The following is a 12,759-nucleotide window of genomic DNA, read 5'->3' as shown; positions in this document are numbered from 1 at the left end:
GAAAAAATGGCCTAAAACACTGTCAACCCCTAAATGATAAAATTTAAAAATATTTTTTACGCAGCCTTGCCGAAAGGACACGATAGCATGAAGGTAGCGATTGTCACTGACAATGGCTTGGGATTTAGGTGAGTAAACATCAATTGAATCAAGTAGCTTTCCATCAAGGGTATTCGCGCTATTTACTTTAAAAAGCTAGAGATGGTTGCTTCTCGTTATTTTTGATGGATTCTAAAGAGGTTATTAATTCCAATAATGTTGGGCGTTTCTGTGGATCTTTCTCTAAACAACTATCGATTAATGATTTTATCTCGGAAGATGGATTTTCTAATAAATCATACATCAGTACCCCTAGACAGTATATATCCATTTGCGGAGTAGCTAATACAGCAGCAGGTTTTACTGACCAACATTCTGGCGGGATGTGCGAATACTCCTCTTTATATTTCTCTACGACCTCTTGATTTGATTTCTGAAACGCTAAAGGATCGATGGTAGTTCCTGTAGGTACGGAAAGACCGCCATCAATTAAATAGCTTTTTTGCGTACTGGAATCGTAATAAATATTATCTGTTTTCAGATCAAGCACAATCATCCCTTTATCATGGCAATCTTTTAATGCTTGAATAGCCGAGTGAAAAAGGTTTTTTTGTAATTCTGGAGTATCAATTATAAGCTTTTCATATGGAACAAATTGAATGTAGGGTACAACAAGCCTGTAATCCGTTCCCCTAGGAAATAAATGAGATTGCTTATTAGAATAAACCGTTTTGAAAAACCTGTGTTTAACCGTCGCTTCTCCAATATCTCCAGGTGTCGTAACAGGATTTAAAACAGCAACCGATTTATTAGAGGTAGATTGAAACAGTCTAGCCTCGGCATAACCACCTTTTCCAAGAGATTTTACAGGAGAATACTGTGTTCCTTCATCAGATTCGTACCCTGATTCATAACCACTATCTTCCGAATTTTTTTTAGTGTTGATTTTATAACGCGCCATAATGATAATCTCAATGCGATAGTTTGCTTGATAATATAAATTTAACCGATTCAATTAAAGAAAAATATATTGGCTTCGTATGCTTAAATAAAAATACATCGAATAACACCATAAATATTTTTCACAGACACTCATTCCTAAACGCTTTTATAGAAATCATTGATCCACTTTTTTAAGTTTGTTCATTATAACAACTACAATAACAATATTTTAACATTTATCTCTATAATACGCAAAAAAGAATACACATATTAACCATGTACTTAGGGGGGTATGGAAGAAAAGTCATCACCCAAGGGCGATGACTTTTAGAAAGAATTTATAGACAAAATTATTATGCGATGAGTCTTTCGACTTTGTGAGAAATATCAGAAAATCGATTAAAAAAACCTTTATCCGCATATTCAGAAGAGTCCTTCCCTTCAGATATTTTTTTAACCAGAATTTCAGTAGTTGCAAAAATATCCATTAAAGAAGAAACTTCCAATTCACTATTACGTGGATGGTTGGTATCCGCTCTTAGTTTTTTATACTTATCAATTTTTACCATAATGCGTGTTTTAGCATCCAAACCCATCCTTGTTGACAAAAAGAAACAATCTTTCTTCTTGTTACTAGAGACAGATTGTGTCGAAACAAGCACTTGTTTCATCTCATCTACTATTGAATCCAGTTTTTCTATTAGTATTTGAAGTTCTTGATTCGCTTTGTTCATAATATGCCCCTTAATTATTTTCTCATTTGGCTAACAACAAAAGCAGCACCAGCAACAGCCACTGCAACACCAACACCAATAGCAAATTTACCGAGCGTTGATTGAAGAGCACTTAGCAAATAAGATGATTGTTCGTCACTATCTGCTTGTTTTGTTTTTGCAGCTTCTCTACGATCAGCAGTTTCTTCGGCAACTTCGATGGCAGCTTCAAGTTTCTTTCGTTGAGAGTCACTGACAGGCTCTTTTGCAACCTCGCGCGCCTCATTAAGCTCTAGACTATCCCCACGCAAGCCTATCTGTTCCAATCGCGTATTCAGACTGCACAATTTGAGTACTTTCGGATCGGTAGAATGATTGGCCAACACTCGGCACAACTCTAGTGTTGCTATCGTGCCACCTTCACCCTGGAGGGCTGAAATCATGTCCACAGACTTAGTCGCAGCATCTTCGATGCTTTGGGCCTTATTCAGGATCTCTTCCTTAACGAGCTTTTGTTCCTCTGCACTGAGTACGTAACTACTCTTCCCATCAAGGCTGTTCTGCACCCAGTCGCTTGGCCTATCAATAAATTGATCCAAATACTTAGCAAAACTTCGAAGAGCTTGTGCATGCAGATTCATGTCAATAACGGCTTTTGGTCCCAGGGATCCGTGTGTTGGGTGTGTGGTAAACGTGCTTATGGGCTGGAAAATCTCAACGGCAGAGTGGAATCCAGCAGTGATGAGACCTGCAGCTGCCAGGGCACCGATAGCAGTCACTTGATCCTTATGTGCTGAGGAGATTGGCGTACCCGATGGATGTTTCCAATCTATACTTCCAGGGGGGGTACCACAGAACAGGTTCATAGTGACCGCCATCTCACCAAACGTTCCGGACACATGACCAGTCACTGGCTCCACGACGTCCTTGGTAACAGCCTCGGATACAAGGTAACTTGGCCAAGCAGCATCAACTAGCGTTTTCTTATGATCATCGTATGCCTTCTTAAGTATTTCCTCTGCCAAATCTCCGGTATTAAGCAGCCCTTGCCGTTCCTGGACAGCCCATGCTACCGGGGCGCGTTCTTCTTTTTTGCGCGCGGTATGCGCAGGTGCGGAAAGGCCTCCTCCCTTCAGTGAAGTTTGTTCTCTGGCTTTATGGAAATTTTTTTCAAAGCCCGTTACATCCGCATCAAGAGCAGGTATTGGTTGTCCATTTAGTTTGCGTTGAGCATCGCAAAGGCCTGCCACATAAGTGTTGTACACAGCTTGGGCATCGCAGAGAGGACCTTTGTATGCCGCCCCAAATCCTGTTTCATGTCGTTCAATGCCTCCAAGGTCACCCATAAATGACAGGATACCTTGACGGGCGAGAGCGCCATCAGGGCCGGGTTTCTTAGCAGTAGTTGTTATTTGATCCATGTTAGCGCGACACTCATGAGCAAGTGATTCGACTGCCTGGACGTATCCATGTGGTCTTGGACTATGTTTTCTCATCTCCACCAGTTCTGCGAGTCTATCGTTGAATTTTATGATACGCCCTGCCCCTCCGTCGGCCATTAATCTGGTACACATGCTGATTAGGATTTCATCTTTCTCAAGATTTCCGATGACATCACTTGTGTGATTTAACCTATCCATGACGCAATTTATCCCATCGGCACATTTTTCCATAACAGAGAGGCTAGCCTCATTCGGATGATAGAGTAAGTGGCGTGCCGCTATCGATTGGTCAGTTGCTAGTTCAATTGTTCTCGGATTTGTCGATTCTTCTGGATTAACACCACCCTGTCCATTTGTAACTCCCTTATTAATAGTGAGCCCGTCCCTTGGAGGTGACTTACGGTGTGGTGCTCTAGGTTCGTTGTTCTGTTTGTTTTGCATAATATGTTCCCCGTTTTAAATCTTGTTTCTTTTTGAAAGATCAAAATAGAAACAGATAGATTAATTTTTTAATTTTCAAATCATGACCAGCAGAAAATATAGTGACCATGTTGGCTTTTAATAATACAAATCAAGGTTTAGATGAAAATTAACCGAAGACCTAAAGTTTTTTATGGGGATATAAAATATTTGGGTCTTACAAATCTCGAAAATTTCTGATTAGAAGTTTTTATTTATAAAAAATATGTCGGTAGCAATTAATTGATGTTCGAGGTCAGTAGCCTTTACAAAAGAACTTATTTCTACAGCAGGAACACCGGTTTCTTTCTCTAAGATCAAATTAACGAAAGCATCGGGTAACGGCATGTCCTTTAGTGCACATGAATTTTATTAATCCATGCGTCTATGTGTTTGCAGCTCACGTGTTTTTACATGTGTGCCTAGTTGATTGTTCTCGTCAACAATTTTAATAAGGATTACATCGCAACTTAATGATTTTTAATAATATTTATTCGTCTTGATAAAGTTGGCTGCGAACCGAGTTGTCGGGAATTCGAATCCCTTCGAGCGCACCATTTAAAATCAATGAGTTAGCTCCAATTAGGTTTCTTGCTATGACTATTTAGCCTGTCGCCCTCTATGCATAAAGATAATACTATGGGATAATTATTGACCAATTTCAATAATATTAGTCTAGTTATATGAAAATAAAAGTAATTTCTTTAATGGTCTCTATTTTTTTTCCTGTCGTTTTATTCGCTAGTACTACAACTTGTCCTTTATCAAACGGAATCAATGTACATACCACAAAGCGAATTTTAAATATTTGTAAACACGGCACTGTAATCAAGAGCTTTAAAGTAGCACTCGGATATAAAGGCGTCGGTAAAAAGCGGGCGGGAGATAATAAAACTCCAATTGGTTTATATGGGTTAGCTCATCCAAGAAAATCCAATCAGTTTAAAGTTTTTATTCCAATTCTTTATCCGACTTCAAAGCAATTAGCTGCAGGATATTCAGGTAGAGATGTAGGGATCCATGGGCCAACTCAGTCGTCAAGAGTGTTTGGTTGGTTAAACAACTTACCCTACTCAACGCGTGGATGCATTGCTGTTGGCAAAAATAACTACATTGAGTATGTGGCTAATTGGGTAAAAGCCAATCCTGGGGCTAAGGTGTTAATTATTTAAATTTAGACGAAATTTGATATCGCATATGTTTTCGTACAAAAAAGCGATCTCATCAAGCGCGTATAGTCGATTTTTCATGAGAACACTTGAATGGCTCTCAGAGTTATAAATATGTCAATGGGCGAGTTTCACCGATTTATCAGGCCTCTTGACATAAATTATGTAATATCTCTGACGCCCGCACTCCCACTTCTGCTCTTTTATTTACTATCGAATTTTTTAATCCTTGATTAATTTTGTCAATTTATTTAAGCAGTATATTATGCTTCGATTTTTACAGAGTTGAATTTAGGTAAATTCTAGCTGTATATATGAGTTTAATTCTTCTTTTACTTCTATGTTAAAAAGAGCTGACATTTTTTCATGGATTTGTTCTATAAGAATTTCATCTGCTTTTTGATTATTTTCAAATAGTATTATTTCATGGGAAGGACTCTCAAAAAATTTATCCATCTCCTTGGCATATCGCGGACTTACTTTGCTCTCTTTATTTTGAAATCGGCTGGTGATGAAACTTTCTCGAACGCTTGGTGTGACATCAATCATTACAAATTTAAGCTCAGGTATAGCATTTAATAACTTAAGTCGGTATTTGTCGAGATACATGGCTTGTGAGATAACAAAACTCTGCTTCGGATTTTTTTCTTTTTGTATCTTGATAACATCAATCAAAACATTGACAAATTCATCTATCATTTCTGGAGTCATTTGTTCATCTTCGATTAAACAGTCTACCATCCTTGGGGTGATATGTTTATCACCATCGATATGGATAATATTTAGCTTTTCGAGTAACCTTCCTATATAACTTTTCCCTGAGCCAGTTTTACCAAACAAAAAATAGATGGTCATTGATTGCTACCGAGTAATAAATATTTTTATTAAAATAACATACTTTAAAACAATCGGGATATGTATTTTATTTATTAACTCCTAACTATAAATGATTCTGCTCAATCCAAAAAAAATAAAACTCTATTTTTTACCATCATCCTCCATCACTAATTCACCAGTTTCCTTACTTGACGCAAAGAATTAGTGTGTTAACGTCATTGTAAAAAATGTATCATTGATCGTTCACAACATATTCAAGGAGGATTCATAATGAAGCACACATCCCATCGTAGGTCGATGGTTCGGTATCTCATATTAGCTCTGAACCTGAATATCGGCCTATGTCTGATATCAGGCACCGCAACGGCTCAGGAGGCGAAGGTAACGTCGCTCATGTCGAAGAATCTGAAAGACTTCCCTGGTAAGGAAGGCCAGCTGATCGAAGTAGAATATCCGCCCGGGGCTACAGACCCTATACATCGTCACAATGCATACGCATTTGTATACGTGCTGGAAGGCTCGATCGTCATGCAGTTGAAAGGCGGAAAAGAAGTTACACTGACGCCCGGACAGACCTTTTATGAAGGCCCCGACGATGTTCATATTGTTGGTCGGAGCGCAGACAAAACCAAGCCAGCAAAATTCCTTGTATTTTTGATCAAGAACAAAGGAGCACCGGTGCTCGTGCCAGTGAAATGACTGAGAGCGACTTTCCCGTTTGTTACGAAATCATCCTCGACGAAAACAATGGGAATGGATAGGAGAAACTGTCATGGTTCAATAAACAGTGGTAAACGTTCACACACGGATGGCCTTAAACGTAGTGCGAATCTAAAGTGCACTTGACCACTCGCCCGAATCGCGGGCGACCTACAGAAAGGAGCGCAGATGAAAATTGTAGTTATAGGTGGTACTGGGTTGATTGGAACAAAGCTCGTGAACAATCTTCGCGAAAAGGGTCATGAAGTCGTTGCAGCAGCACCCTCTTCAGGCGTCAACACCATAACGGGTGAGGGACTCGCGAAAGCGCTTGCCGGCGCTCAGGTTGTCGTGGACTTGGCGAACGCGCCTTTATGGGAGGACAAAGCGGTATTGGAATTCTTCGAGACCTCCGGCCGCAACCTTCATGCGGCGGAAGCCACAGCAGGCGTCCAGCACCATGTCGCGCTCTCTATTGTTGGAGCCGACAGGACTCCCGACAATGGCTATTTCCGCGCCAAGGTTGCCCAGGAGAGGCTGATCGAGGCTTCTGGTATCCCTTACACCATCATCCGCTCGACCCAATTCATGGAATTTCTTGGAGGTATCGCCGCTTCAAGTACGGATGGAAACATAGTCAAGATTTCGCCAGGCCTGTTCCAACCTATCGCTGCTGACGACGTTGCTGCTATCGTCGCCGATGTGGCGCTCGCGGCGCCGCACAACGGCATCGTCGAGATCGCCGGCCCGGAACGAGCGCCGTTCAACGAAATCGTCGCGCGTTATTTGAAAAGGGTCGGCGACCCGCATCAGGTCGTAAGTGACCCGGAGGCCCGATACTTCGGCGGCCGGGTCGAGGAGCATTCGCTTGTCCCATTGGGCAAAGCACGCCTCGGCCACATCAGTCTCGACGAATGGCTACGCCGCTCCCAGGCAAAAGCTTGACTTCATCAACGCAATTGTACCTGAGGGGGGGGAGTTCCGCAGTTGGGTCAACATCAAACTGGAGACGAGTTACTGTCTCTTGATCGCATCTCATCAAGAGACAGTTGCTTGCAACCATAACTTTGGCCCTCCCTACCTCAATCCCAGTCTATTTGGTTAAATTTAGAAAAATAAGGTATATTGTTTGCTCCTTTTAATTAAAAAATTAGCCTCTAATTAATGAAGAGAAAATATTTTTAGATGCAATAAATTTTAAAAAGGGTGTTTGCATGAAGATTACCGAAGTTCATATTGCACAATTAACCATTCCATTAATACGTCCATTTATTACTGCGGTAAGACGTACTGAGTGCGTTGATGATGTAGTCATAATGATTAAAACAGATCGCGGCACCGTAGGTTATGGTTCAGCAGCATCCACTCCAGCCATTACTGGAGACAGTACGGAATCGATTATCAAGGCAATTAAAAACATTTTGGGTCCCCAGTTAATTGGACGAAGTATTTCTGAATTGAATTTGTTGTTGCAGATGAATAACCAAAATATAGCGGGTAATACTTCTGCGAAAGCAGCTATTGATATCGCATTGCATGATTTATTTGCTCAGTATTGCGGTTTACCTCTTTACAAGGTATTGGGAGGTAATACGAATAGCATTAACTCGTGTATTACTATAAGTGTTAAAGCGAGTAACGAGATGGTAGGTGATGCAATTGATTTAGTCAATCAAGGGCATGGAACCATAAAAATAAAATTAGGTTTAAATCCAATTGAAGACATTGAACGTGTTCGTGTTATTCGTCAGGCCATAGGCAATGACATCACGTTACTTGTAGATGCTAATCAAGGATGGTCCTGTGAGGATGCATTAAAGGTTATTACTGCTTTTAAACAACAGCAATTGAATATTCCTATGGTAGAACAACCCATTAGTGCTCAAGATTTACCAAACTTAAAAGCGATAAGTGATCAAGTTGATTGCTCTATTGTTGCTGATGAGGCTTGTTTTTCACCTAAAGATGCACTGAATATTGCAAAAATGAATGCCTGTGAGGGGATCAATATTAAGTTGATGAAGTCAGGAGGTATAGAGAATGCTCAAGCTATTTATAACATCGCTAAAGCAGCAGGGATGACCATCATGGTTGGGTGTATGCTGGAATCACCTATTGGAGTGGCTGCTGTAGCCAGTTTTGCTGTGAGCAAACCCGATATTTTCTATGCTGATCTCGACCCCATTTTTCTGATTCGCGAAAATTATGTTCTTGGTGGGGCGCAACGATCAGGTAATAAAATTGTTTTGTCAGAAAAACCTGGTTTGGGAATTGAAGGGATTAGTCAAGGTTTGAACTGGATTGGAGCACTTCACTAATGTCTTTTTATATTCAGTTAGCCAGTTTATCTATTATTATTCTTTATGCCGTGATGCTATTTCGCAATGTTGATCCACTAATAGCAACTGCACTCTGTGTTGGGTTAGGTTTTTTATGGAATCAAAGCAGCCCAATTGCCATAGGGATCTCTATGGCTGATGCTCTAGGCTCCTTCATGGCTTTAGTTGGTTTTATCATCATGCTAGGCCGTGGGTTGGGAGAGATTTTGACACACACCCAGGTCAGCCATACTCTCGTGCATCAAATCGTTTATGGGATTGGAGTTAATACCCAACGACGTGCCAAAATCGGTATTGTGCTCTCATCTTTTATTATAGTGGGCTTACTTGGAACGCTGGCTGGAGGATTAGCCATTTTGGCTCCCAGTTTGCGTCCTATTGCTGGCTCAGTAAAATTATCACGTCCCAGTTTGGCTGTACTAATGCAAGCTTCCGCTGAAGAAGCATTAATTATTGGGCCCTTTGCTCCTCCCGTAGTAACCTTACTCGGTATTACAGGAATAAATTATGGGACTATGCTTCTTTATGCTTCTCTACCAGTAGCCTTAGTTACTCTAATTACTACATGGTTTATGGCTTCACGACTACAACGACAGTATGGGGATGAGCTTTGTGAAGATGAAGACAGCTCCGAGCCATTTATTCCCAATAGACAACAAAAACGCAGTACTCTGTTCTTTTTGGCCGCCTTTTTGGTCTGTGTACTTTATGGTTTATTCACGCAAGCGAAAACCTCCTATGTTATTTTTGTCATGTTATTTTTAGCCTTTGTTGCCGGATTGGCGAGTAAATTAAGCTTGAAACAAATCTTTAATTTATTACTTGAAGGAATGCAAAAAAGTTTGCACCTTTTCTTTTTATTTATCTTATTTGATCCCTTTATGGCTCTGATTCATCAAGCAGGAGGATTTACTGCCTTAACGCAATTATTAACACCATTAATTACTCTAGGTGGTAAACCGGTATTATCAATATTAATAGGAGTGACTGGTGCTTTTGGTATGCCTGGGGCTGCGGAAGCAACGATTAAAATGCTGCATCAACTTTTTAATCCAGCCGTCATTCAGATGCAACTTCCTCTGGTTACTTTTGCTTTATGCATGATCTTTGCTACCCGCGTTACTAATTATGCATATCCTGGTGCAAATATGTTTGCTGCGATGGGTTTTGCAGGAAGTGACAATGTTAAAGCCATGATACAAAATGGACTTATCGTAACTGCAGTGCAAGTTTTATTTTTAATCACTTATAGTTTATTTATCTAATTGGGATATCCGCCGCAGGCTGGTGACGATCTACAAAAGCCGGACAAAGCTTCTTAGTTTTATGTTGCATCTCAAAATAATAGGAAATACCTATTGCAAGGCCCTGCAGCGTCCATCTACAATCTAATCCATAGGTTTTTTTTAAATGATTTGAAGGATAAAATCGATGAACAGTGAGTCATTTTTCTCATTTTTTAAAAACCTTTTTAGTAATGACTTTATGCCACATGGACACTGTTATTTTTGGCGCCCTGACATTGTATGGTTGCATGTGATATCAGATAGCTTAATCGCTCTTTCTTATTTTGCCATTCCAATCATTTTAATTTTTTTCATGTTAAAACGAAAAGATTTTCCTTTCCCATGGGTTCTTATCATGTTTGGTGCCTTTATTTTGCTTTGTGGCACCACACATGTGATGGGTGTTGTGACGTTATGGGATCCTTTATACCGTCTTGATGGAATAATAAAAGCGGCGACTGCAGGGGTTTCCGTTTTGACCACCATTATGCTGGTTCCCTTAGTCCCGATGGCTCTTTCTTTAAAAAGTCCAAAAGAACTTGAGGCAGCTAATTTACAACTTGCTCATGCCAATGAGAAATTAAAAGAAATTGATCGTCTGAAAGATAATTTCTTTTCCAATATATCTCATGAATTAAGAACACCTCTTACTTTAATTATTGCACCGTTAGAGTCGTTTCTTGCCAAGGATTATGGCTCTATTTCAACCGTACAACGTAATGCTTTAGAGACAATGCATAATAATTCAATTCGACTTTACCAAATGGTCAATAGTATTCTTGATTTTGCAAAAATCAGCGCTCAAAAAATTGTAGTAACGCGCGAACCAGTAGATATTGTTGCATTAACTCAATCCATTGCGAATGAATTTAATCCTCTACTTAGGCAAAAAAACATCAACATAGAATTTAAATGTTCTGTACTCCAGAAAATCGTGAGTCTCGATCGCTATTTATACGAACGTATTTTATTTAATCTATTATCAAACGCCACAAAATTTACATTGGATCAAGGTTTGGTTTCCATTTTGCTTCATTTTGAAGGTGAAAAAGTAATCCTAACTGTCAAAGACAGCGGTATTGGAATTTCTAAAGAGGATCAGGAAAAATTATTTCAGCGTTTCCAACAAGTCGAAGGTTCTGCCACGCGACGCTTTGAGGGAACAGGACTTGGGCTTGCACTGGTTAAAGAATTTGCCCTTCTTTTAGAAGGAGATGCTACCGTCAAAAGTACCCTTAATAAAGGCAGCACTTTTGTAGTTGAAATAACAGCACCTCCTGCAACTATGGAGAGAAAAACCGGTAATAAATCGCTTGAAGGACGTTTTCAAAAATTTGATACAGCTCCGGTTTTAGAAAACCAACTTGCAAAGGAGAAATCCATAAGTACCAAAGTTTCTAAGATATTAATCGCAGAAGATAATATAGAACTTGGGACCTATACTGCATCTCTGCTCAATGAATTTGCTGAAACCAAACTCACAAGAGATGGGGATGAAGCCTGGGAAACGATTCAAAAGTGGAAACCTGATCTTGTTCTTTTAGATGTAATGATGCCAAAACAAGATGGGATTTCTCTTTGCCGTGAAATTAAATCCTCACCAAAAACAGCCCATATCCCAGTTATACTACTGACCGCGTTAACCCACCGTGACGCACTGGTTCGAGGTTGGGAAGCAGGAGCCGATGAATATCTGTTTAAACCTTTTCACCCAAAAGAGTTGATCACACGCATCAAATTGTTACTCGCCCATGCTATCGATAATAAACTACTTCAAGAGTTAAATCGAAAATTAGTTGACTCAGCACGTTTGGCGGGAATGTCTGATGTCGCAACATCAATGTTACATAACGTAGGGAATATCTTAAGTAGTGTTAATATCACAACGGATCTCTTATTAGACCGATTGTCTAAATCGGAAATTAATAATTTAACTCAATTAACAGACTGGTTAAATGCAGTTATAGAAGACCCTAAGGTTCTTACTGATGATAAGCAAAAACAAGCACATCTTATTGATTATTTCACTGAATTAAATAACAACTTACTGCAAGAACAGAAAAAATGTGTTGAGGATGTAAAAATACTCAATAAATACATTCAAAATATTAAAGATATTGTCACACTACAACAAAAAGAGGACAGGCCTCTCGGTGTCATACAAGAAGTGAATATAGCAGAGATATTAGATGAGAGTTTAAGGATTAGTCTGCATGATGCGATCGATATTAAGATAGTTAAAAACTATAATGATACGTTAACCGCTGTTCTTGATAAAATGAAGCTGGAAGACATATTAGTAACTTTGATGGTCAATGCCAAAGAAGCCTTACAAGAAAGAAAGCCAACAGAAAAATGTCTTATCATACACGCTAAAAACAAGGTCGTGAACGATAAGGAATGGCTGGAAATAGACATCGAGGATAATGGAATAGGTATTTCTCCTGATATTTTAAATAAAATTTTCACCTTCGGATTTACCACAAAGTCAGAAAACTGCGGTTTTGGTCTCCATTTTAGCGCCTTATCTACAAAAGAGATGGGTGGCAAATTAAGCGTTACCAGTCCAGGAGAAAATAAAGGAGCTATCTTCTCCTTAAAATTACCCACTATACCCCCACATACAAAAAAATGGGTAGAAATAACAACCTAACAAATTTTCCCATTCCCACCGAAGCTGACACACTTCTTGTGCTAAAATTAACAATTAAGACATTAGCTAAAGATATGATTTAATCAAAGATAATATGGTGTCCTTTCGGCAAGGCTGCGTAAAAAATATTTTTAAATTTTATCATTTAGGGGTTGACAGTGTTTTAGGCCATTTTTTCAAA

The 12,759-nt window shown here is 39.5% G+C and carries 10 protein-coding genes; 6 read left to right on the top strand and 4 right to left on the bottom strand.

Translation table 11 applies throughout. The features are described 5' to 3' along the window. Positions 1-187: 187 nt before the first annotated feature. The 3 genes from Lani_RS04160 to Lani_RS04150 form a co-directional block, all read right to left on the bottom strand. The gene (locus Lani_RS04160; protein ID WP_019235511.1) at positions 188-1,000 is read right to left on the bottom strand and encodes a protein kinase domain-containing protein; all 813 of its coding nucleotides are present in this window, start codon (positions 998-1,000) and stop codon (positions 188-190) included. A 334-nt stretch (positions 1,001-1,334) separates the two neighbouring features. Then, complete coding sequence (locus tag Lani_RS04155; protein ID WP_019235512.1) at positions 1,335-1,715, bottom strand: hypothetical protein; 381 nt, start codon at positions 1,713-1,715, stop codon at positions 1,335-1,337. 14 nt (positions 1,716-1,729) lie between these two features. Further along, positions 1,730-3,577 (bottom strand): hypothetical protein, encoded by a 1,848-nt coding sequence (locus Lani_RS04150; protein WP_019235513.1) that lies wholly within the window; start codon positions 3,575-3,577, stop codon positions 1,730-1,732. Between the two features lie 701 nt (positions 3,578-4,278). Between Lani_RS04150 and Lani_RS04145 the strand changes: the two genes are divergently transcribed. Beyond that, a complete protein-coding gene (locus Lani_RS04145) occupies positions 4,279-4,767 on the top strand; it encodes a L,D-transpeptidase family protein (protein ID WP_019235515.1) in 489 nt (162 codons plus the stop codon). A 288-nt stretch (positions 4,768-5,055) separates the two neighbouring features. On the opposite strand, the gene Lani_RS04140 is transcribed toward Lani_RS04145, so the two are convergent. After that, positions 5,056-5,619, bottom strand: a complete 564-nt coding sequence (locus Lani_RS04140; protein ID WP_019235516.1) for a zeta toxin family protein — start codon at positions 5,617-5,619, stop codon at positions 5,056-5,058. A 375-nt stretch (positions 5,620-5,994) separates the two neighbouring features. Between Lani_RS04140 and Lani_RS04135 the strand changes: the two genes are divergently transcribed. The 5 genes from Lani_RS04135 to Lani_RS04115 all read left to right on the top strand — a co-directional run bounded on the left by Lani_RS04135 (position 5,995) and on the right by Lani_RS04115 (position 12,578). After that, positions 5,995-6,300: a cupin domain-containing protein gene (locus Lani_RS04135; protein ID WP_202803989.1), complete on the top strand. Its 306-nt coding sequence runs from the start codon at positions 5,995-5,997 to the stop codon at positions 6,298-6,300. A 189-nt stretch (positions 6,301-6,489) separates the two neighbouring features. Continuing rightward, entirely contained in the window at positions 6,490-7,245 is a 756-nt protein-coding gene (locus Lani_RS04130; RefSeq protein ID WP_019235518.1) for an SDR family oxidoreductase, read from the top strand. Positions 7,246-7,514: 269 nt separating this feature from the next. After that, on the top strand, positions 7,515-8,618 hold the full coding sequence (locus Lani_RS04125) for a dipeptide epimerase (protein WP_019235519.1): 1,104 nt from the start codon (positions 7,515-7,517) through the stop codon (positions 8,616-8,618). Further along, positions 8,618-9,904, top strand: coding sequence for a permease (locus Lani_RS04120; protein ID WP_019235520.1), 1,287 nt, complete (start codon positions 8,618-8,620; stop codon positions 9,902-9,904). Before Lani_RS04125 ends, Lani_RS04120 begins: the two co-directional genes overlap by 1 nt. A 166-nt stretch (positions 9,905-10,070) precedes the next feature. After that, positions 10,071-12,578 (top strand): ATP-binding protein, encoded by a 2,508-nt coding sequence (locus Lani_RS04115; protein ID WP_019235521.1) that lies wholly within the window; start codon positions 10,071-10,073, stop codon positions 12,576-12,578. Positions 12,579-12,759 lie beyond the last annotated feature (181 nt).

This window comes from Legionella anisa (genome assembly GCF_001467525.1).
Classification (GTDB): domain Bacteria; phylum Pseudomonadota; class Gammaproteobacteria; order Legionellales; family Legionellaceae; genus Legionella; species Legionella anisa.
This window is presented reverse-complemented; position numbering and strand designations above follow the sequence as displayed.